Source organism: Ruegeria sp. R8_1 (assembly GCF_017743815.1).
GTDB lineage: Bacteria > Pseudomonadota > Alphaproteobacteria > Rhodobacterales > Rhodobacteraceae > Ruegeria > Ruegeria lacuscaerulensis_A.
The window spans coordinates 25,912-47,777 of the sequence record NZ_JAGHRL010000008.1 but is presented as its reverse complement, the minus strand read 5'-3'; the positions used below and the strand labels follow the sequence as shown (position 1 = coordinate 47,777).

At 56.1% G+C, this 21,866-nt stretch carries 20 protein-coding genes and 3 tRNA genes; 13 read left to right on the top strand and 10 right to left on the bottom strand.

Annotation, left to right across the window (positions count from 1 at the left end; all coding sequences use genetic code 11):
- Positions 1 to 33: 33 nt before the first annotated feature.
- Complete coding sequence (locus tag J7380_RS17120; protein WP_209196933.1) at positions 34 to 972, bottom strand: DUF808 domain-containing protein; 939 nt, start codon at positions 970 to 972, stop codon at positions 34 to 36.
- A gap of 182 nt (positions 973 to 1,154) precedes the next feature.
- Here J7380_RS17120 and gap (J7380_RS17115) point away from each other — a divergent pair, with 182 nt between their 5' ends.
- The 3 genes from gap (J7380_RS17115) to gap (J7380_RS17105) all read left to right on the top strand — a co-directional run bounded on the left by gap (J7380_RS17115) (position 1,155) and on the right by gap (J7380_RS17105) (position 3,457).
- Positions 1,155 to 2,156 (top strand): type I glyceraldehyde-3-phosphate dehydrogenase, encoded by a 1,002-nt coding sequence (gene gap / locus J7380_RS17115; protein ID WP_209196932.1) that lies wholly within the window; start codon positions 1,155 to 1,157, stop codon positions 2,154 to 2,156.
- Between the two features lie 71 nt (positions 2,157 to 2,227).
- Positions 2,228 to 2,371: a hypothetical protein gene (locus J7380_RS17110; protein WP_209196931.1), complete on the top strand. Its 144-nt coding sequence runs from the start codon at positions 2,228 to 2,230 to the stop codon at positions 2,369 to 2,371.
- Between the two features lie 81 nt (positions 2,372 to 2,452).
- Entirely contained in the window at positions 2,453 to 3,457 is a 1,005-nt protein-coding gene (gene gap, locus J7380_RS17105) for a type I glyceraldehyde-3-phosphate dehydrogenase (RefSeq protein ID WP_209196930.1), read from the top strand.
- On the opposite strand, the gene coaD is transcribed toward gap (J7380_RS17105), so the two are convergent.
- The 3 genes from coaD to J7380_RS17090 form a co-directional block, all read right to left on the bottom strand.
- Complete coding sequence (gene coaD / locus J7380_RS17100; protein ID WP_209196929.1) at positions 3,449 to 3,940, bottom strand: pantetheine-phosphate adenylyltransferase; 492 nt, start codon at positions 3,938 to 3,940, stop codon at positions 3,449 to 3,451. The two genes, gap (J7380_RS17105) and coaD, sit on opposite strands and share 9 nt — an antisense overlap.
- Positions 3,941 to 4,025: 85 nt before the next feature.
- Positions 4,026 to 4,463 carry a CBS domain-containing protein gene (locus tag J7380_RS17095; RefSeq protein ID WP_209196928.1) on the bottom strand — a complete coding sequence of 146 codons (438 nt, stop codon included), beginning with the start codon at positions 4,461 to 4,463 and terminating at the stop codon, positions 4,026 to 4,028.
- A gap of 60 nt (positions 4,464 to 4,523) precedes the next feature.
- Positions 4,524 to 5,426 (bottom strand): LysR family transcriptional regulator, encoded by a 903-nt coding sequence (locus J7380_RS17090; protein ID WP_209196927.1) that lies wholly within the window; start codon positions 5,424 to 5,426, stop codon positions 4,524 to 4,526.
- Between the two features lie 104 nt (positions 5,427 to 5,530).
- Between J7380_RS17090 and J7380_RS17085 the strand changes: the two genes are divergently transcribed.
- Together J7380_RS17085 and J7380_RS17080 are read left to right on the top strand one after the other, a co-directional pair.
- The gene (locus J7380_RS17085; RefSeq protein ID WP_209196926.1) at positions 5,531 to 7,030 is read left to right on the top strand and encodes a CoA-acylating methylmalonate-semialdehyde dehydrogenase; all 1,500 of its coding nucleotides are present in this window, start codon (positions 5,531 to 5,533) and stop codon (positions 7,028 to 7,030) included.
- 162 nt (positions 7,031 to 7,192) lie between these two features.
- Entirely contained in the window at positions 7,193 to 7,777 is a 585-nt protein-coding gene (locus J7380_RS17080) for a L,D-transpeptidase (protein ID WP_209196925.1), read from the top strand.
- Positions 7,778 to 7,829: 52 nt separating this feature from the next.
- Here J7380_RS17080 and J7380_RS17075 read toward each other — a convergent pair whose 3' ends face one another.
- Entirely contained in the window at positions 7,830 to 8,306 is a 477-nt protein-coding gene (locus J7380_RS17075) for a fasciclin domain-containing protein (RefSeq protein ID WP_170354064.1), read from the bottom strand.
- Positions 8,307 to 8,375: 69 nt separating this feature from the next.
- Complete coding sequence (locus tag J7380_RS17070; protein ID WP_209196924.1) at positions 8,376 to 9,227, bottom strand: class I SAM-dependent methyltransferase; 852 nt, start codon at positions 9,225 to 9,227, stop codon at positions 8,376 to 8,378.
- Between the two features lie 130 nt (positions 9,228 to 9,357).
- Here J7380_RS17070 and J7380_RS17065 point away from each other — a divergent pair, with 130 nt between their 5' ends.
- From J7380_RS17065 to J7380_RS17040, 6 genes are all read left to right on the top strand, one after another.
- Complete coding sequence (locus tag J7380_RS17065; protein ID WP_209196923.1) at positions 9,358 to 10,473, top strand: carboxylate-amine ligase; 1,116 nt, start codon at positions 9,358 to 9,360, stop codon at positions 10,471 to 10,473.
- A gap of 105 nt (positions 10,474 to 10,578) precedes the next feature.
- Positions 10,579 to 11,721, top strand: a complete 1,143-nt coding sequence (locus tag J7380_RS17060) for an acyl-CoA dehydrogenase family protein (RefSeq protein ID WP_209196922.1) — start codon at positions 10,579 to 10,581, stop codon at positions 11,719 to 11,721.
- Positions 11,722 to 11,728: 7 nt separating this feature from the next.
- Complete coding sequence (locus tag J7380_RS17055; protein WP_209196921.1) at positions 11,729 to 12,760, top strand: enoyl-CoA hydratase/isomerase family protein; 1,032 nt, start codon at positions 11,729 to 11,731, stop codon at positions 12,758 to 12,760.
- A gap of 12 nt (positions 12,761 to 12,772) precedes the next feature.
- Positions 12,773 to 13,645 carry a 3-hydroxyisobutyrate dehydrogenase gene (gene mmsB / locus J7380_RS17050; protein WP_209196920.1) on the top strand — a complete coding sequence of 291 codons (873 nt, stop codon included), beginning with the start codon at positions 12,773 to 12,775 and terminating at the stop codon, positions 13,643 to 13,645.
- A 96-nt stretch (positions 13,646 to 13,741) separates the two neighbouring features.
- The gene (locus J7380_RS17045) at positions 13,742 to 14,122 is read left to right on the top strand and encodes a hypothetical protein (protein ID WP_209196919.1); all 381 of its coding nucleotides are present in this window, start codon (positions 13,742 to 13,744) and stop codon (positions 14,120 to 14,122) included.
- A gap of 80 nt (positions 14,123 to 14,202) precedes the next feature.
- Positions 14,203 to 14,859 (top strand): site-2 protease family protein, encoded by a 657-nt coding sequence (locus tag J7380_RS17040; RefSeq protein ID WP_209196918.1) that lies wholly within the window; start codon positions 14,203 to 14,205, stop codon positions 14,857 to 14,859.
- A gap of 1 nt (position 14,860) precedes the next feature.
- Here the strand turns inward: J7380_RS17040 and uvrA are convergent, their stop codons facing one another.
- From uvrA to J7380_RS17025, 3 genes are all read right to left on the bottom strand, one after another.
- Positions 14,861 to 17,719, bottom strand: a complete 2,859-nt coding sequence (gene uvrA / locus J7380_RS17035; protein ID WP_209196917.1) for an excinuclease ABC subunit UvrA — start codon at positions 17,717 to 17,719, stop codon at positions 14,861 to 14,863.
- 179 nt (positions 17,720 to 17,898) lie between these two features.
- Positions 17,899 to 17,975, bottom strand: a tRNA-Asp gene (locus J7380_RS17030).
- Positions 17,976 to 18,020: 45 nt separating this feature from the next.
- Positions 18,021 to 18,097, bottom strand: a tRNA-Asp gene (locus tag J7380_RS17025).
- A gap of 340 nt (positions 18,098 to 18,437) precedes the next feature.
- Between J7380_RS17025 and J7380_RS17020 the strand changes: the two genes are divergently transcribed.
- A complete protein-coding gene (locus J7380_RS17020; RefSeq protein ID WP_209196916.1) occupies positions 18,438 to 19,175 on the top strand; it encodes a porin in 738 nt (245 codons plus the stop codon).
- A gap of 88 nt (positions 19,176 to 19,263) precedes the next feature.
- Positions 19,264 to 19,338, top strand: a tRNA-Val gene (locus tag J7380_RS17015).
- A 100-nt stretch (positions 19,339 to 19,438) separates the two neighbouring features.
- On the opposite strand, the gene lon is transcribed toward J7380_RS17015, so the two are convergent.
- The gene (lon, locus tag J7380_RS17010) at positions 19,439 to 21,847 is read right to left on the bottom strand and encodes an endopeptidase La (protein ID WP_209196915.1); all 2,409 of its coding nucleotides are present in this window, start codon (positions 21,845 to 21,847) and stop codon (positions 19,439 to 19,441) included.
- Positions 21,848 to 21,866: the final 19 nt, after the last annotated feature.

The window sequence follows — 21,866 nt, the reverse complement described above, 5'->3', positions numbered from 1 at the left end:
GCGTCGCCAAAACGACGGCGCGGATTTTATCGTTCAGTGTGATTTTAACAGTTTCGTCGCCGGGGGGATTAGTACCATCCCCCAAGCCAGTCCGAATACTCCGTCCATGGCGGCCTTGGCTATCCACTCCACGGCGCCCTCGTATTGAGCAGATACCATATGGCCCACCGCATAGGCCCAGTCGTGAATGTGGTGGCCCAGCCAGCCAAAGCCCAAAACCTCGAGCCCGTGGATGATGATCGACCCGCCGACCCACAGCATCGCAGCGGTCCCGACGATAGAGAGTACTTTCATCACAATCGGCATGGCTTTGACCAAGCCTCGCCCGGTTCCGCGCCCGATCGGGGTTGGTGCGTTCTGCGCAAGGAACAGGCCCACATCATCCATCTTCACGATCAACGCCACCGAGCCATAGACCGCCACCGTCACACCGATCCCGACAACAGCCAGCGTCGCCGCCTGCATCCAGATGTTCGGCGCCTCGATGGCGGCAAGCGCGATGGTCATGATTTCGGCCGACAGGATGAAATCGGTCTTTATTGCGCCTTTGACTTTTTGCTCTTCCAGATGGCCCGGATCGCGGATTTTCATATCTTCGTCGATGACGTGGCTGCCATGGGGGAAGAGGACATGGAAAATCTTCTCAGCCCCCTCGAAACACAGATAAGACCCGCCCAGCATCAACAAAGGCGTGATCAGCCAAGGCGCGAAATTAGCCAGCAACAGCGCAACGGGCAGCAGCAGCACGATCTTGTTGAAAACCGACCCGCGCGCGATGCGCCAGATGATCGGCAACTCACGCGCCGGGGCGAAACCTTGCACGTATTTCGGCGTCACGGCGGCATCGTCGATGATTACACCCGCCGTTTTGGCCCCGGCCTTGCCAGCCGCTGCAACAACATCATCAACCGACGATGCCGCAACTTTTGCAATTCCGGCAACATCGTCCAGCAATGCCAAAAGACCGCTCATGCCTTGTTCCTTCCTGTAACCTGCCGCAGGTGGACCCTACCTGATCTTTCAGCTAGCGCAAGCGTTAGCGATACCGGAGAAGGTTTGCGCTAACACGTTAAAAATATGTCACTTTTACTCTTTTGAGAACGCGTTAGGGCCGCTATATCGCCTGCAACGCAAGCGCATTTTGGAGGCGTCATATGACCATCAAGGTCGGCATCAATGGTTTTGGCCGTATCGGCCGCTGCACCCTGTCGCATATCGCGGCATCGGCCCGCAACGACATCGAAGTGATCAAGGTCAACGCAACCGGCCCGCTGGAAACCACGGCGCATCTGCTGAAATATGACAGCGTCCACGGGCGCTTCCCCCGCGACGTCTCGATCGAGGGCAACACCATGGATCTGGGCCGCGGCCCCATGGAGATGTTCTCGACCTACGACATGAACGAATTGGACTGGGAAGGTTGCGACGTCGTTCTGGAGTGCACCGGCAAGTTCAATGACGGCCTGAAGGCCAAGACTCACCTTGAGCGTGGAGCGCAAAAGGTTCTGCTGTCCGCACCGGGCAAGAATGTAGATAAAACCATCGTCTATGGCGTGAACCACAACAGCCTTGTTGCTGATGACAAAATGGTTTCGAACGGCTCCTGCACCACGAACTGCCTTGCTCCGCTTGCCAAGGTTCTGGACGAAGGCATCGGGATCGAGCATGGCATCATGACCACGATCCACGCCTATACTGGCGACCAGCCCACGCTGGACCGTCGCCACAGCGACCTGTACCGCGCTCGCGCTGCCGCTATGTCGATGATCCCGACTTCGACCGGTGCTGCCAAGGCGCTGGGTGAGGTTCTGCCGAACCTCAAGGGTCGTCTGGATGGCTCGGCCATCCGGGTTCCGACCCCGAATGTATCCGCTGTTGACCTAACATTCCGCGCCGGTCGCGATGTGACTGTGGATGAGGTGAACGCGATTGTCCGTGAAGCCTCGCAAGGTCATATGCAGCGCGTTCTGGGTTACGAACCCGCCCCACTGGTCTCGACAGACTTCAACCATACCGAGGAAAGCTCAATCTTCGCTCCGGACCAGACCCGCGTTGTCAATGACCGCATGGTGCGCGTTCTGGCATGGTACGACAACGAATGGGCCTTCTCAGTTCGCATGGCCGATGTCGCTGTGGCAATGGGCCGCCTTAACTAAAACCCGTTTGAATTCTTGAACCTTTTTGCCCGCTCAGGTTATCTGGGCGGGCATTTCTGTTCGGGGCCTCTATGACCAATCAACTAGCTATCTGGCTTGGCCTTGTGATCCTTGGCATCCTGATTGCCGATGTCGCCATCTATGGGACAGAGCATCTGCTTTTTCTGGGCAAAAAACTCTACGATTTCCTGGATTGGATCGCATTCTGGCGATGAGGTAGGTTTTACTTGACTTTTTGATCAATTTGGCTTTGTTAGCGCTAACCTTTTATTGGACGACACGCGACGGAGCGGATCATGACACTCAAGCTTGCAATCAATGGATTTGGACGGATCGGACGTGGCGTCTTGCGCGCCGTGATGGAAAGTGGCCGCAAAGACGTTGAAATCGTCGCGATCAATGATCTCGCCAAACCCGAGATGAACGCACATATGTTTGAATTCGACAGCGTCCATGGCCGGTATTTCAAACCTGTAAAGCTCACCGAAGCTGGCTTGGATGTGGGCGCTGGCCCTATTCGCCTGACAAGCGAGCGTGAGCCGGAAAAACTGGACTGGTCGGATATTGATGTCGTGTTGGAGTGCACTGGAGTGTTTCGCACGCGAGAAGCCGCAGCTCGTCATCTGGAAAACGGGGCAAGCAAGGTGCTGATTTCAGCCCCCGCACGCGGGGATGGCGGCGTCAAAACCGTGGTTTACGGGGTGAATGATCACGAACTGACAGCCGACGATATTATCGTATCAAATGCATCATGCACGACCAACTGCCTGTCGCCAGTTGCAGCCGCGTTGGACGATGGCCTGGGAATTGTGCATGGCAACATGACAACCGTCCATGCTTATACCGCCAGCCAACCCGTCCATGATACAGCTGGCAAGGACCCCTACCTTTCCCGCGCTGCCGCGTTGTCGATGATTCCTACGACAACCGGCGCAGCCGCCGCAGTGGGTCTGGTTCTTCCACAACTTCAGGGAAAACTGACAGGACAAGCCATTAGGGTTCCAACCCCGAATGTTTCGGTTGTTGATCTTGTTGCCGAGGTTTCACGCCCAACGACCGAGGAAGAGGTGAATGCCTTGTTTGTCGCTGCTGCCGAGAAGATCCCGGGTGTTCTGGCGGCTGAGAAACGCCCCTTGATATCGGTCGACTTCAATCACGATTCCCACAGCTCGACCGTGTCATTGGCTGAAACAAAGGTAACCGACGGGACATTGGTCCGGGTTCTGGCCTGGTATGATAACGAATGGGGTTTCTCCAACCGTATGCTGGATACTGCAATGGCAATGGGTGCGTCAGCGTAAGCGGCTCTGTAAGGCTGTAGCAACGCGGGGCGTAACGAATTTGGATACGTCCCCGCCCAGCCGCGCAATTTCTTTGACCAGCTTGGACGCGATCGCCTGATGGCGCGCCTCGGCCATCAGAAAGACCGTTTCGATCGAATCATCCAGCGCGCGATTCATTCCAACCATTTGAAATTCGTACTCAAAATCAGCCACGGCCCGCAATCCGCGCACTATGGTTTGCGCTCCAACGTCGCGTGCGCAATCAATCAGCAGGTTTTCGAAGGGATGCGCGACAATCACTGTACCAGTCTGCTCGGACAGATGTGCGCACTCGGCTTCGATCATAGCGACGCGCTCTTCCAAAGAAAACAACGGGCCCTTGTCTCGGTTGATAGCTACACCAATCACAAGCTTGTCGACCATCGCAGCAGCGCGGCGAATAATGTCGATATGGCCCAATGTGATCGGATCAAAAGTTCCGGGATATAATGCGACCCGCATCGCGCCCTCCTGCGCAATAAAATTTCGGCGCAAGCAAACACAACTCTGCCGCGGGTGCAATAGGGCGCTTTGGCCCTGTCTGAAATTAGTGGCCCATGATCATTGTCTGGAGCGCCTCTTTCTCCATCGCCAATTCAGAAAGCTGTGCTTTGACCACATCCCCAAGTGTTACGATACCGATCAGCTTGCCATCTTCGACGACAGGCATATGGCGGAAACGCCCTTCGGTCATGCGGCTGAGGACATCCTGAACCGAGTCCTGACGCGTCGCAGTTACAAGATCGCTGGTCATGTAAGCGCTGACCGGTTGCGCCAGACAACCACTTCCGCTTGCAGCCAACTCTCGCACAATATCACGTTCCGACAAAATTCCAGATGCCGTTTCCCCCCCGTCTTCAGAGACCACAACCGTCCCGATCCGCTTTTCTGCAAGGATTTTTGCCGCATCGGACACAGTGAGATCGGGCGTAACCGTTTCGACCCCTTCCGTAGCCTTTGATTTCAGAATGGCCTGAACCAGCATGTGCGAAACCTCCGAAATAACTCGCTGTTTTACAAAGCGTTGCCGGAATGCCCATATGTGTCAAGGTGAAGCTTCAGCTTCCAGACGCACGACTTCTTCGCGGATTCCGGCAGTCAAAGCCTGTGCGAACCGGTTCAAGCGTTCATTTCGTTGATCGCCCTGATGTCGGATTAGAAAGTACCTGCGGGTCAGACTAAGCTGATCCGTCAGGATTTTCCGCAGGTTTGGATGGAATGGCAGCGCAAAATCGTGCCCCACACAAACCCCTGACCCGAGCGATGCTTGCCCCAGCTGAACCGATATCGAATTCGATGCAAGGGCAACTCGGTCAACCCCGATATCGACCAGATAGTCGAGTTCCCGGTCAAAAATCATATCCGGGATATAGCCAATAAATCGATGCCGTCTAAGAGCTTCCAGGTTCTCAATTTTGGCTTGCGCGTTCAGGTATTCCTGACTGGCAACCAAATGTAGTTGGTAATCCGTGATCTTTTGCACCAGAAACCGGCCAGCCGTGGGCGCGCTGACCGTTATGGCCATATCCGCCTCGCGGCGGGACAGGTTAATCACACGGGGCAGAGACAGAATCTGAATATCCAAGTCGGGATTCGCGTCGCAGATTTTCGCGCAGACTTGTGGCAAAAGATACGTGGCGCAGCCATCCGGAGCACCGATCCTGATTTGGCCACTCAGTGTCTTGGATGATCCCGAGACAGAACCGGATGCGGCCCGCATGGCTTCTTCGGCCTTCAAGCCGTGATCAAGCAAGCGTTCCCCGATTGGCGTCAGAACATAACCTTGCTGCGACTTGGTAAACAAAGGCGCATCCAGCGATGCCTCAAGCCGTGCGACCCTGCGCCCTACCGTCGCCGGGTCGATCTTAAGACGCCGACCTGCGGCTGATAGGCTTTCCTCACGCGCGACGGCCAAAAACACCCGCATGTCATCCCAGTTTGGAACCACCCTTCCTCCTTTTGCATTTTTGCAAAATATTTTTGAATTATTGCCCCTGTTCATGCGATTTATGCAAGCCTATTCTGCGCTCAGACAACCCGGAGGAATTCGCAATGACCGAACTGTCCCATTTCATTAACGGCGAAAACGTCGCCGGCACATCCGGTCGCTTTGACGATGTGTTCAACCCGGCCACTGGTGAAGTGCAATACAAATGCCCGATGGCCAGCGCTGCCGAAACCACAGCCGCCATCGAAAGCGCGGCTGCAGCGCAACCCGCCTGGGGCGCAACCAACCCACAAAAACGCGCGCGCGTGATGATGGCCATGGTTGGGCTGATCAACCGTGATATGGACAAGCTGGCCGAAGTTCTAAGCCGCGAGCACGGCAAGACCATTCCGGACGCCAAGGGCGACCTGCAACGCGGTTTGGAAGTGATCGAATACTGTGTCGGTGCCCCTCAGATGCTGAAGGGTGAGTACACAGACAGCGCTGGCCCCGGAATTGACATCTATTCGATGCGTCAGCCCCTTGGCGTCGTGGCTTCGATCATGCCGTTCAATTTCCCGGCCATGATGCCTTTGTGGCACGTAGGCCCCGCGCTGGCCTGCGGCAACGCTATTGTTCTGAAACCTTCGGAACGTGATCCGTCGGTCCCGTTGATGCTGGCCGAGCTGTTCATCGAAGCGGGTCTTCCGAAAGGTGTGTTCCAGGTTGTGAATGGCGACAAAGAAGCAGTCGACACCCTTCTGGACAGCGAGATCATCCAAGGTGTTTCGTTTGTGGGTTCGACTCCGATTGCGCAGTATATCTACAGCCGCGCCTCTGCGAATGGTAAGCGTGCGCAGTGTTTCGGTGGGGCCAAGAACCACATGATCGTCATGCCCGATGCCGATATGGATAAAGCTGCCGACGCGCTTGTTGGCGCCGGTTTCGGTGCTGCTGGCGAACGCTGCATGGCCGTTTCGGTTGCTGTTCCGGTCGGTGATGACACTGCAGACGCGCTTATCGAAAAGCTGATCCCGCGCATCGAGAAACTGAAGGTCGGTCCCTATACCGCAGGTGACGACGTGGATATGGGCCCCGTCGTGACTGCCGCCGCAAAAGAACGCATTCTGGGTCTGATCAACTCTGGCGTGGAACAAGGTGCCAAGTTGGTCGTCGACAACCGTGATTTCAGCCTGCAAGGCTATGAAGATGGCTTCTTTGTTGGCCCGCACCTGTTCGATCACGTAACGCCGGAAATGGATATCTACAAGCAAGAGATCTTCGGCCCGGTTTTGTCCACCGTGCGTGCAGGTTCGTACGAAGAGGCGATTGGTCTGGCAATGGACCACGAATACGGCAACGGCACTGCGATCTTTACGCGTGATGGTGACACTGCACGTGACTTTGCCAGCCGGATCAACATCGGTATGGTCGGCGTCAACGTCCCGATCCCGGTGCCGTTGGCCTATCACACCTTTGGCGGCTGGAAGAAATCCATGTTCGGTGATCTGAACCAGCACGGCCCAGACAGCTTCAAATTCTACACCCGCACCAAAACCGTCACGGCCCGCTGGCCTTCGGGCATCAAAGAAGGTGGCGAGTTTAACTTCAAAGCGATGGACTAAGTCAGCTGCCCACGAAACCGGCCCCAAGCGGGCCGGTTTTTTAACGCTTCACGATAAATTCAGACCTCTATATCTGGAAAAACCCGATCAACAGGAATATTTTCAACACAAACTATTGTTTGAGCAGTTCCTGATCCGGAGGCAAAATTGTCGAAATCCAGAATGACCCGTCGCTCTGCGGTGTTGGGCGTAGCGTCCTTAGTGGCCACACCTGCTTTGGTGCGCGCGCAAAGTTCGGACGCGTTCCCGCAAAACGAAGATGCAATTAGCACTCAGCTTCCGGTTCGCAGAAACGTCTCATCTTTCTCACAACAAAACTGGCAGGATCACTTCGATGAACTCGGTGTAGGTGCATTGTTGGCGGATATCACAAGCCGCGCGGTGCACTATTGGGGGCCTGATGGGACTTACAAACTGTACCCCAGTTCGGTTCCCATGAGCGAAGAATTGACCAAGCGCGGCTATACCGAAGTCGTACGCAAGCGCGAAAACCCAAGCTGGACGCCCACCGCGTCGATGCGCGAGCGTGATCCTGATCTGCCTATTCGAATGGAAGGCGGAGAACCGGGGAACCCACTTGGAACGCGCGCGATGTATCTGGGTTGGCCCGCCTATCTGGTGCATGGCACCCATGATACGCGAAAAATTGGCCGGCAAAGTTCGTCTGGCTGTATAGGCCTATACAATCAGCATGTCGAAGAATTGTACCCTCTGGTCCAGGTCGGAACCCAAGTCCGTCTGGTCTGATAAAAAGCCCCGGCCTACAGGGACCGGGGCTTTTTGTTAAAGCTTGGCTTTATTATTCAGGCAGGATCACAGCGTCTACGACATGGATCACACCATTGCTGGTTTCGATGTCAGCCTGGATGACTTCTGCATCATTCACCTTGACGCCACGCTTGGCGTTCACGCTCAGACGGTCGCCCTGCACGGTTAGAACCTTGGCGCGTTTTCCGGCAATGTCACCAGACATGACCTTAGCAGGAACAACGTGGTACGTCAGAATTTCAACCAGTTGGTCCTTATTCTCGGGCAGAAGCAGTGTTTCGACCGTACCCTCAGGCAATGCTGCGAAGGCTTCGTCAGTCGGAGCGAAGACAGTAAACGGACCGTCACCTTTCAACGTTTCAACAAGACCTGCGGCCTGAACGGCGGCAACAAGGGTTTCGAACGACCCGGCCGAAACGGCGGTATCCACAATGTCAGCGGCTTGTGCCTTGACGGGCAAAGTCAGTGCAAGTGCGGCGGCAGCGCCCATCAGTGTTTGGCGGAACATGGCTGTATCTCCTCTCAGCGTGTTATGAAAAGGAGTACGACGTTTTTTCAGGGACGGATCACTTTGCGTTCAATTTTCTTTGATCTGCACCCAGATACTCTGGGCACGACCATCGCTCAGGAACGGCAAAGCCTCGACCGCATCAGGGCGATCCTGTTGCAGGTAATACCCCGGCCAAAGCATTGAAAACGCGCCAGATTGTAGCAAAGCGTGCAGCATGTACTGCTCGCCCCAACCAGGGCAGTCATAGAAGAATCGCTTGGGATATTCGTAGGGCAAAAAAACATCGTGCACATGGATCACGACACCGGGTTTCAGTGCAGGGATGATGCGGCAAAACAGATGCGCGACGTCATTGCTCATGCGGACGACATGGCTGGAATCGATGAACAGAACGTCGCCCGCCTCCAACTGATCGAACAGCGCGGGATCCACTTCTTCCAGCCGTCTCTGCTCGAAATGATCTACCACATGAGCGATATCAGCACGCGGATAGGGATCAATCGCGGTGATCTGCGTCTCAAGCCCGCCGTCGATGATTGCCTGCCGGGTAACGCGCGTGGAGTTTCCGCAGCCAACCTCGATCACACGCCGGGGTTTGAACCGGCGGATCATCAAATACAGCGCGTCGGCATCGGGACTATCGTAGTAACCGTTACCGATCCGATACCCCGTCTGATTGCGATTGGGGTCCTTGAGGGCCGCAAGCGCATCCGTATGTTCGGTGTATTCTGCGACGAGGGGCGCAATATCAAACCCCTCCATTCCCGGCGACAACGCATAAGCGGGACGGGTCAAGCCACCTGCCCGTTCAAATGCCTCAAGCCGGGCGCGCTCGTCGTCTTCTGGTCCTTTGTCGACCAATTTAACTCCAAGCTCCGAAAGCATGTCGTTGATCTTGGGGAATTTCCTGGGTTTCACGCGAACGCTCCGGGGGTTGAACTGTTGACTGAAAGCTTCTTATCGCCGCCGCCGGGGGCTTCGCAAGCCAAACACTTGGCAAGGCGGTCATTTCCGTATTCACTGATTGCAATAACCGACGAGGGCGACCATGCAGCAGGAATACACACTGGGCATTGAAGAAGAGTATCTTCTGGTCAATCGGGACACGTTCGAGCTTGCCGAAGCGCCCGAAGCTTTGATGGAGGCCTGTCAGGCCGATTTCCAAGGTCAGGTCAGCCCCGAATTCCTGCAATGTCAGATCGAGGTCGGCACCCGCCCCCATGCGACCATTGCCGGCGCGCGTGAGGACCTGAAACGCTTACGGTCTTGCGTGGCCAAACGTGCAGCGGACTATAACCTCGCCCCGGTGGCGGTATCGTGTCATCCGTTTGCCGATTGGAAAAAGCAAAGCCATACGCGAAAAGATCGCTATAACGCCCTGCACCATGCACTTGGCGGTGTAGCGCGACGAATGCTGATCTGTGGGATGCATGTCCATATCGGAATTGATGACCCTGCCCTGCGCGCCGACCTTATGCCGCAGCTTTCCTATTTTCTGCCCCACCTTTTGGCCCTTTCGACCTCATCCCCCTATTGGAACGGCGAGGATACGGGGCTGTCTTCCTACCGCCTGACAGTCTTCGACAACCTACCTCGAACCGGCTTGCCCCCAGCCTTGGCCAGTTGGGCCGACTATGAGCGCACCACAGGCATTTTGGTCGAACTAGGTGTCATCGAGGACACGTCGAAAATCTGGTGGGACTTGCGCCCATCACACCGCTTCCCAACGCTTGAGACGCGGATCATGGACGTGCAACCGCGGCTGGAACACGCCTTGTCTTTGGCTGCGATGGTCCAGGCGCTGACCCGGATGCTATGCCGGTTGAAAGCCAGAAACTTACGTTGGCGCAACTATGACCAATTCCTGATCGGAGAAAACCGTTGGCGCGCACAGCGCTATGGGGTTGGTGAGGGCATGATCGACTTTGGCGACCGATCCATCAAACCCATGCCTGAATTGATGGGTGAGTTGATGGGCCTATTGGCTGAAGATACCGAGGCCCTCGGCACCATGACCGAACTGGCGCGCTTGCAACAGATCGCGCAGAACGGGACCTCGGCCACACGGCAGCGGCGCGTATATGCCGAGGCCGCAGCCCGTGGCGAGGACCCCGGAAAAGCGGTCGTCAAACACCTGATCGAGGAATTCCACCACGACCTTTGACCCCTGCACCGGATAAAGACGGGGAATTGCTGGTCGTGAAAAATTTCTGTAAGGATTAGGAAATAAACACTCGTTCAATTCATCCGTCGGCGTGGGAGGGAAGCCATGGATTTCGCTTTGACCGAAGAGCAGACTGCGATCTTCGACATGGCCTATGAGTTCGGGCAGGAGAACATCGCGCCCTACGCTCGGCAGTGGGAGGCCGAAGGCACCATCCCCAAAGACCTGTGGCCCCGCGTCGGAGAGCTTGGATTCGGCGGCCTCTACGTCTCTGAAGACAGTGGAGGTTCTGGTCTGTCGCGTCTGGATGCCACCATGGTGTTCGAGGCGTTGTCGATGGCCTGCCCGTCCGTTGCTGCGTTTCTGTCGATTCACAACATGTGCGCCAAGATGCTGGACAGTTTTGCCGGGGACGCGCTGAAGGCCCGCATCATGCCCGATGTTCTCAGCTTGAATACCGTCCTCAGCTATTGTCTGACTGAACCGGGCTCGGGCTCGGACGCGGCTGCTCTGAAAACCCGCGCGGACCGCAGCAATGAAGGGTACACCCTGAACGGGACCAAGGCATTTATCTCGGGCGGCGGGTATTCCGATGCTTATGTCTGCATGGTGCGCACCGGACAGGACGGCCCCAAGGGAATCTCAACGGTCTATGTCGAGGACGGCGCCCCCGGCCTGTCCTTCGGCGCTTTGGAGCAGAAGATGGGATGGAAAAGCCAACCCACAGCACAAGTGCAGTTCGATGATTGCAAAATCCCGGCCGAAAACCTTGTCGGTGTCGAAGGCGATGGATTCAAATACGCGATGATGGGGCTGGATGGCGGACGGCTGAACATCGCCTCATGCTCGTTGGGCGCTGCGCAGGCGGGGCTGGATATGACGCTGCAATATATGTCCGAACGGCAGGCGTTCGGTCAGTCCATCGACCAGTTTCAGGCTTTGCAATTCCGTCTGGCCGATATGGAGATCGAGTTGCAGGCCGCGCGCACCTTTCTGCGCCAAGCCGCTTGGAAACTGGATCAGGGCGCGCCGGATGCCACCAAGTTCTGCGCCATGGCCAAGAAATTCGTGACCGAGACCGGATCAAAAGTTGTGGATCAATGCCTGCAACTGCATGGCGGCTATGGCTATCTGGCAGATTACGGGATCGAGAAGCTGGTCCGCGACTTGCGCGTGCATCAGATCCTGGAAGGCACGAATGAGATCATGCGCGTGATCGTGTCGCGCCAGATGCTCGCCAATCGCTGAGGGGGCCATGGCTGATATCGACATTCGCACCACCGGTCGTGCCGGACGGATCACACTAACCCGGACCAAAGCGTTAAACGCGCTCAGCTATGACATGTGCATGGCCATAGACACTGCTTTGCGCAACTGGCGTGAAGATGACTCGGTTGATCTTATTGTTCTGGATGCCGAAGGCGACAAGGCATTCTGCGCTGGCGGCGACATTGCGGAACTGTACGAGACCGGCAAGAACGGTGACTATGCTTACGGCCAGACGTTTTGGCGCGATGAGTATCGCCTGAACGCGCTGATCTTTGAATACCCAAAGCCCGTTGTCAGCTTTCTGCAAGGGTTCACTATGGGCGGTGGCGTTGGCATTGGCTGTCATGGCAGCCACAGGATTGTTGGCGAAAGTAGCCAGATCGCCCTACCCGAATGCGGGATCGGATTGGTTCCGGATGTCGGCAGCTCGCTGATGCTGTCGCTCGCGCCGGGACGAGTCGGCGAATACCTTGGCATGACCGGTCATCGGATGGGCCCGGATGATGCCATTTTCGCAGGTTTCGCGGATCACTTCATCCCCATGGCGCAATGGTCGGACTTGATCGAACTGTTGGAAGCATCCGGAGACGCCAGCCTTCTGACCACCCACGCCCAAACACCCCCGGAGGGCGTGTTGGCCGGATTGCAAACCAAGATCGACGCGCATTTTGACGGCGAAAGGCTGCAAGACATCCTCAATAGCCTCAAAGGCGGAGAAACGGACTTCGCAACCGCCGCGCTTAAATTGATCAACAGGGGTTCACCGCTGGCTATGGCCTGCTGTATCGAGATCCTGCATCGCTTGCGCACCCCCAGCCTCACTATCCAGAAGGCGCTGGAACACGAGTTCCGCTTTACAAGTCGTGCGATGGAACACGGTGACTTTCTGGAAGGTATTCGCGCACAGATTATCGACAAAGACCGCACTCCGCGCTGGAGGCACCCCGATCAGAACGTACCCATTGTCGAGGTATCGAGGATGCTTCAACCAATGGGCGCAAAAGCACTGACATTCTAGGAGGATTGAGGAATGAAGATCGGATTTATCGGGCTTGGGAACATGGGGAATCCGATGGCTGCCAATCTGGCGAAAGCCGGCCATGACGTTGTCGGGTTTGATATGGCGGATGTGAGTGTTAACGGCGTGACCCTTGCCGCATCGGGCGCTGAGGCTGCAGGCGGTGCCGACATTGTTATCACCATGCTTCCGAACGGCCAGATCCTGCGGGCCGTGGCGGATGAAATTTTGACAGCGATGAATTCCGGTTCGGTTTGGATTGATTGCTCGACCGTGGATGTCGACAGCGCCCGCGCCGTGGCCGAGCAGGCTGCACAAGTCGGTGTCTTGGCAGTGGACGCACCCGTATCCGGCGGGATCGGAGGTGCTGCGGCCGGCACCTTGACCTTTATGGCAGGCGGCAGTGATGTCGCCTTTGGCAAGGCTGCCCCCCTGTTCGAAATCATGGGGCAAAAGGCTGTGCATTGCGGTGGCTCCGGTGCCGGTCAGGCTGCCAAGATCTGCAACAACATGATCCTCGGTGTCACCATGATTGCCACCTGCGAGGCGTTTGCGCTGGCTGATAAGCTGGGTCTGGACCGGCAAAAGATGTTCGACGTAGTCAGCACATCCTCGGGCTATAGCTGGACAATGAACGCTTATTGCCCCGCACCGGGGGTCGGCCCTTCCAGCCCTTCGGACAATGACTACCAGCCCGGCTTTGCCGCCGAACTGATGCTCAAAGACTTGCGCCTCAGTCAACAGGCCGCGGAAAGTTCAGATGCGGATACGCCACTTGGTCAGGCGGCCACGGCTCTTTATGAGCAATTCGTGGAATCCGAAGACGGTTTGGGCAAGGATTTCTCTGCCATGCTGCCCCGTTTTGAAAAACGAGGAAGAAGTTGACCTTCGCCCGTGGGCGACAAACTGCCCACGGAGTTGACCCGCTCTGATCGGAACGCCATCTATTGGCGTAGATCAGTTCGTGTGCCGGAGGTTTCTATGTCCCGTGTTTTGAAAGTAATAATGGTTGCTTCCATGTTTGTCGCAGCGCCCGCAGCGGTGATGGCAGGCAACGGTAAAAACGCCGACAAGGTCTTTCGCGCACCCTCGCAACCTGTGATTCAAACCAAAGGCAAGGCTGGGCATTGTCCTCCGGGGTTGGCCAAGAAAAATGTCCCCTGCGTTCCACCTGGACAGGCAAAAAAGCTGTATCGCAACGGTGACTTCATCAACAACGATTACCGCTGGATCAATGATCCGTACCGCTATGGCTTGAACCGAGGGTCATATGTCCGCGCCGGGGACTATGTCTACCGGGTCGATCCCGAGACCCGCAAAGTACTGAACTTGATCGGCGCCGTTGCGGATATCCTTTACTAAGTCACACAACCTCTGCGTTAGCTCCCTACTTTTGACGCAATTCAGCGTCATTTCAATTCTCATTATTGCGAGGATTGAATATGTATAATGACAATTCGATTTTTGAGTTCCGCGGACCGTGGAACGTACCCATTCAGTTAAACCAAAGTCTGATTTTTCTAGTTTTGCTCATAGTGGGGTTCAGTTTTGATCCCGAATCCCTGCCCTATGCGCTTGGTTTTGTGGCCATTTTATTGACCTCAATCCTGTTGCATGAGCTTGGGCACGCCTGGGGGTGCTTGATACAGGGTATCCCTGTCAATCGCGTCGTCCTGTATGGCGGTGGCGGGTTTTGCGAACATCGCCGCTCGACCTTATCCTACGAAGACGAATTGATCGTCGCTATGGGGCCGATCGTCAACCTGACGCTTTGGGCATTGTGTTCACTGCTGGAACCCTTCGTCACCTCACCCGAACTGGGCTGGGTTCTGGTCGTGACCGCCCAATTGAACCTGTTTTTGGCGGTATTCAACATGTTGCCCCTGATGCCGTTGGACGGTGGCCGTCTGTTTCACGCTGTCCTTAACCGCATGGTCAAACCAGTGACTGCGACACGAATTGCCGGGCTAGTAGGACTGATCGGAGTCGCGCTTTGGTTGCCTATGACAGTATTCGCTTACGTAAACTTCGGCTTTGTGTTCCTGTTCTTTCCACCCTTGCTGCGACATTGGCACATGCTCAGACACGCGCAATACTAACTTATTCGGCCGCAACCTGTTCCGGGTTCAACATCTGTTTTAGGTACCGACCGGTATGGCTGCGCTCGACAGCGGCCACATCCTCGGGCGTGCCGGTGGCGACGATCTCGCCACCTCCGTCACCGCCTTCGGGGCCAATGTCGATGATATGATCGGCGGTTTTTACCACGTCCAGATTGTGCTCGATCACCACGACCGTATTGCCCTGATCGACCAGTTCATGCAGCACTTCCAACAGCTTACGGACGTCTTCGAAATGAAGACCCGTGGTCGGCTCGTCCAGAATATAAAGCGTCCGCCCGGTCGAGCGTTTTGACAATTCCTTGGACAACTTCACCCGCTGCGCCTCACCCCCGGACAGGGTCGTGGCTTGCTGACCCACCTTGATATAGCCCAGCCCAACACGCGCTAGCGCATCCATCTTATCGCGGATCGAGGGCACGGCCTTAAAGAACTCCTGCGCGTCTTCCACCGTCATATCAAGGACATCGGCAATGGACTTGCCCTTGAACTTGATCTCAAGCGTCTCACGATTGTACCGCGCGCCTTTGCAGGTCTCGCAGGTCACGTAGACGTCGGGCAGGAAGTGCATCTCAATCTTGATAACGCCGTCGCCCTGACAAGCCTCGCACCGACCACCTTTGACGTTAAAGCTGAACCGACCGGGCTTGTACCCCCGCGCCTTGGCCTCGGGCAGACCAGCAAACCAGTCGCGGATCGGGGTGAAGGCCCCGGTGTAAGTCGCTGGATTTGAACGCGGAGTCCGCCCGATAGGTCGTTGATCAATGTCGATGACCTTATCCAGATGCTCCAGACCCTTGATCGTCTCACAGGGAGCAGGCGTCTGGCGCGCGCCGTTCAATCGCATCGAGGCTGTTTTGAACAGCGTCTCAATCGTCAGGGTCGATTTACCGCCGCCGGACACGCCAGTCACGCAGACGAACTTGCCCAACGGAAATTCTGCCGTGACGTTTTTCAAGTTATTCCCGGTGGCCTTAACGACCTTGAGCTTCTTCTTGTTTCCCTTGCGCCGGTCAGTCGGCACAGCAATTTCGCGCGTGCCCGACAGGTATTGCCCGGTCATCGAGGCCGCATCCGCCGCGATATGTTCCGGCGTGCCGTGGCTGACCACCTGCCCGCCATGCACACCTGCGCCGGGGCCGATATCGAACACATAATCGGCCTCGCGGATGGCCTCTTCGTCATGCTCAACGACGATCACCGTATTACCCTGATCGCGCAGGTTCTTGAGCGTCCCCAGCAGCCGGTCATTGTCGCGTTGGTGCAGACCAATCGAAGGTTCGTCCAATACGTAAAGCACCCCGGTCAGGCCCGAGCCGATCTGGCTGGCCAGACGGATACGCTGGCTTTCTCCGCCCGAAAGCGTGCCACTTGAGCGAGACAACGTAAGGTATTCCAAACCCACGTTATTCAGGAAACCAAGGCGTTCACGGATCTCTTTCAGAATCGCCCGCGCGATCTCATTCTTCTGCACGCTCAGATGGTTGGGGGCATCTTCGACCCATGCCAAAGCCTCACGGATCGACATTTGAACGACCTGCCCCACATGTAGGCCCGCGATCTTGACGGCCAGCGCTTCGGGCCGCAGACGGTAGCCTTCGCAGGCCCCGCACGGGCGGTTGTTCTGATAGCGTTCGAACTCTTCACGGATCCACGCGCTGTCGGTTTCGCGATAGCGGCGCTCCATGTTGGGAATCACGCCCTCAAAGCTGCGTGTCACCTGATAGACGCGGCCGCCCTCGTCATAGCGGAACTGGATTTCCTCATCGCCCGAGCCGCGCAGGAAAACCTGCTGCACGTGCTTGGGCAGGTCTTTCCACGGCGTGTTCTTGTCGAATTCAAAATGCCGCGCAATGGCCTCAATGGTCTGCAGGAAATACGGCGACTTGCCCTTGCGCCACGGAGCCAAGGCACCGTCATACAGCTTAAGCGTCTGGTCCGGCACCACGAGGCGTTCGTCAAAGAACAACTCAACCCCCAACCCATCACAATCCGGGCAGGCCCCAAACGGCGCGTTAAAGGAAAACAGTCGCGGTTCGATCTCGGGGATGGTGAAGCCACTGACCGGGCAGGCGAAGTTTTCGCTGAAGGTGATACGTTCGGGGTCGCCCTCCTTCGGGGCGGTTTCCAGAATTGCGATGCCATCCGCCAGGTCCAATGCGGTGCGCAGGCTGTCGGCCAGCCGTGTCTCCATCCCTTCGCGCACAACAAGGCGGTCCACGACCACGTCGATGTCATGGCGGAACTTCTTGTCCAAAGTGGGCGGGGTATCGAGTTCATAGAACTCGCCATCAGCTTTTACACGCTGAAAACCTTGTTTGCGCAGTTCAAGGAACTCTTTCTTATATTCCCCCTTCCGGTCGCGCACGATGGGGGCCAGCAGATAGCCGCGTGTGCCCTCCTCCATCGCCATGATGCGGTCAACCATATCCTGCACCTGCTGCGCCTCGATCGGCTGGCCGGTGGCGGGGCTATAGGGCGTGCCAGCGCGGGCAAACAAAAGGCGCAGATAGTCGTAGATCTCGGTCACGGTACCGACGGTCGAGCGTGGGTTCTTCGAGGTCGTCTTCTGTTCGATCGAGATCGCCGGGGACAGCCCGCTGATGTGATCCACATCGGGCTTTTCCATCATGTCCAGAAACTGCCGCGCATAGGCCGACAGGCTTTCCACATACCGGCGTTGGCCCTCGGCATAGATCGTATCGAAGGCCAGCGACGACTTGCCCGAGCCCGACAGACCGGTGATCACCACCAGCTGATCGCGCGGAATATCCACATCAATGCTTTTGAGGTTATGTTCGCGCGCGCCGCGCACCTCGATATTCTTCAGCTCAGCCATTTTGGCCCCCTACACGCAAGTGACCTAGAAATAGGCGAGCATCACTGAGTCTCCAACAGAAAAGTTAGAACAAAGTGTGAACGAACGGATTATTGCCGAACTCTCCTGACAGAACGTGCGCGCAGTTCGCCAAGAGTGGCGCTTATCTGACTGATCAGGGTGAGTTTCGATGAAATAAATGGCGCGGTTGACGGGGCTCGAACCCGCGACCCCCGGCGTGACAGGCCGGTACTCTAACCAACTGAGCTACAACCGCGCATCTATTTTCGTGGCCTTTAACCTGGACCAAGGATGGCAGCGATGGCGCGGTTGACGGGGCTCGAACCCGCGACCCCCGGCGTGACAGGCCGGTACTCTAACCAACTGAGCTACAACCGCCCGCTGCCCGTTCGTTGCTGAACGTTGGGGTGTATTATGGCTCTGCTCGGGCAGCGTCAAGCGGCGTTTTGAAGTTTTTTCCGAATTCGGAAATTTTACCGCGAAGCCTATTGCCTCTGAAAGAAAAAGTGTTAGCGGAATTGCCCTTCATCTCGTCGTTAGAAATACAACTGTGACCGGCGTACAGACAGCACAACCTGAACCTGTGTCACCCTCGCCACACAGGCTGAAATTCGGTCTGTGTAGATACACATTCAGGCACCACCTAGATAAAGCGGCGACTGCTCATCAGGTCATAGTTTGACCTTTAGCAAACAAAACAAACAAACGGAGCAGAAGCGTGAAAAAACGTATTATTTGCAGTATTTTGGCAGCATCAACAACAATCGGAGCCGCACAGGCCGCGGAATTTTCCGGTGGTTACCTGAATTTGGATTACTCGACATTTACTGACACCGACTTTGGTGATGCCTACAACCTAAACGGCGCTGCAGAATTGGCGTTTAGCCGCGCCTTTAGCGCACAACTCGACCTTGGCGTACAGCGATTTCAAGACCTGAGTGAAACCGCAACCAACTGGACTTTGCATGGCAACTTGCACACCGCCAACAACGCGTCCTTCGGCCTATTCTACGGCCAGGAGGACCTAGATGATGCGGATTTCGAATTCTACGGGATCGAAGCTGGATTTGATGCTGGACCCGCAGAGATTGAAGGGTACCTGGGACGTCAGGATCTGACCAACGCTTCGGACCTAGATGGCACCTTGTTCGGAATCTCGGCCAAGACTGAGCTGACCGACGCTTGGGAACTGAGCACCAGCTTCGACATCGTCGACAACTTTGGAGGCGCACTGGACTTCAACCTGTTCGCGATCGGCGCGTCCTACGCGGCGGCCGACAATGCCGAAGTCTATGGCAACCTAGGGGTGGCTCATATCTCGTCCCCGCTTGTGTCAGGCAGCTCAAACGAAGCCTATGTGACTGTCGGCGTTCGCGTAAACTTTGGCAACGACCGTGGCACCACATTCGGTCGTCGCGGAGTGTTGACCCAACTCCCGGGTTTGCCGGGACTGTAAAGTCAAAAGCCCCGAGTTTACCTCGGGGCTTTCGCCTACAAAATGGCTCTTGCAGCAGTTTCAAAGTCGCTGTAGTACGCCGCCTTACGGGTGATTAGCTCAGTGGTAGAGCGCTTCGTTCACATCGAAGATGTCAGGAGTTCAAATCTCTTATCACCCACCATTCTTCCTTTTTGCGATTCATAAAAAGGCCCCAGGGCTTTGGTAATCCGAATAGAAAAAGGGCGGAGTTTTCACTCCGCCCTTTCCACAGCATTCTCAATTTAGTGTGTCGTTGCAGAAGCCGCCGAATTATCAGAAGCCTTAGCCGCAGCGGCAGCGGCTTCCTCGGCCGCTTCGTCCCACTCAATCGGCTCTGGTTCGCTGACCAAAGCCTGTTTCAGCACTTCAGAGACATGCGTGACAGGTATGATCTCTAGCCCTTCCTTCACGTTATCCGGAATATCGGCCAGATCCTTTTCGTTTTCCTCGGGGATCAGAACCGTTTTGATGCCACCACGCAGAGCTGCCAGCAGTTTCTCCTTCAAACCACCAATCGGCATTGCATTACCGCGCAACGAGACTTCGCCAGTCATGGCGATGTCCTTGCGCACCGGAATACCTGTCAGCACGGACACGATCGATGTGACCATCGCCAGACCTGCCGAAGGCCCATCCTTTGGCGTCGCCCCATCCGGCACGTGGACGTGAATGTCCAGCGTGTCGAATTTCGGCGGCTTAACACCGATCTGCGGTGAGATGGACCGCACATAGGACGAGGCTGCATCGATGGACTCTTTCATCACATCGCCCAGTTTACCCGTGGTCTTCATCCGACCTTTACCCGGCAGTTTCAGCGCCTCGATGTGCAACAAATCGCCACCAACAGAGGTCCATGCCAGACCAGTGACAACACCGACCTGATCATCCTGTTCGGCCAAGCCGTATCGGAATTTGGGTACACCTAGGAAGTCATCCAGATTGTCTGGCGTCACCGTAACGGATTCGGCCTCTTTCTTGATGATCTTGGTCAGCGACTTCCGGGCAACCTTGGCGATCTCGCGTTCCAGATTCCGCACGCCTGCCTCGCGGGTATAGGTGCGGATAATGGATTGCAGCGCGTCATCGGTCAGCTCAAATTCTTTAGCCTTCAAGCCGTGGTTCTTGACCTGCTTGCTGATCAGGTGCTGCTTGGCGATCTCGGATTTCTCTTCCTCGGTATAGCCAGCCAGTGGAATGATCTCCATCCGATCCAGCAGAGGCCCAGGCATATTATAGCTGTTCGACGTGGTCAGGAACATCACGTTGGACAGGTCATATTCGACCTCCAAGTAGTGGTCCATGAACGTGCTGTTCTGTTCCGGATCCAACACTTCCAGCATGGCCGAGGCCGGGTCGCCACGGAAATCCTGCCCCATCTTGTCGATTTCATCGAGCAAGATCAGCGGGTTCGTGGTTTTTGCCTTTTTCAGCGCCTGAATGATCTTACCGGGCATCGAGCCGATATAGGTCCGACGGTGGCCGCGGATTTCAGATTCGTCGCGCACACCGCCCAACGAGATGCGAATGAACTCGCGCCCCGTGGCTTTGGCGACCGACTTACCCAAAGACGTTTTACCCACACCCGGAGGGCCAACAAGGCACAGGATCGGGCCTTTCAGCTTTTTCGAACGCTGCTGAACCGCTAGGTACTCGACGATCCGTTCCTTGACTTTTTCAAGGCCGTAGTGATCGGCATCCAGAATGTCCTGCGCGCGACCCAGATCCTTTTTGACGCGGGATTTGGTGCCCCACGGCAGTGCCAGAATCCAGTCCAGATAGTTGCGCACGACGGTGGCTTCGGCCGACATGGGCGACATGTTCTTGAGCTTCTTCAGCTCACCTTCGGCCTTTTCGCGCGCTTCTTTAGACAGCTTGGTCTCGGCGATTTTCTCTTCCAGTTCAGCAACTTCATTGCTGCCGTCCTCGCCATCGCCAAGTTCCTTCTGAATGGCTTTCATCTGCTCATTCAGGTAATATTCGCGCTGCGTTTTCTCCATCTGGGATTTGACGCGGGTCTTGATCTTTTTCTCGACCTGCAGAACCGACATCTCGCCCTGCATCAGGCCATAGACCTTTTCCAGCCGCTCACTAACCGAGAGCGTCTCAAGCAGTTCCTGCTTTTGCTCAACCTCAATGCCCAGATGGCCCGAAACCAGGTCGGCCAGCTTGGCAGGCTCGGTGGTTTCACCAACGGCGGTCAGCGCTTCTTCGGGGATGTTCTTGCGGACTTTGGCGTAACGCTCGAACTCATCCGCGACGGTGCGCAGCAGCGCCTCGGTCGTCGTCACGTCACCGGGAATCTCGGTCAGATATTCAGCACGAGCTTCGAAGAAATCTTCGTTTTCCAAAAATTCGGTGATCTGCACCCGCGCCTGCCCTTCGACCAGCACCTTGACGGTGCCGTCGGGCAGTTTCAGCAGTTGCAAAACATTGGCCAGCACACCCGACCGGTAAATCCCGTCAATCGAGGGATCATCGTCACCCGGGTCAATCTGGCTGGACAGCAAAATCTGCTTGTCGTCCTGCATCACTTCTTCCAGTGCGCGAACAGATTTTTCCCGACCCACGAACAGCGGCACGATCATATGTGGAAAAACCACAATATCGCGCAGCGGAAGTACGGGGTATGAGGAATTCAGAGGCTCTTGCATGCTCAATCCTTATCATTGG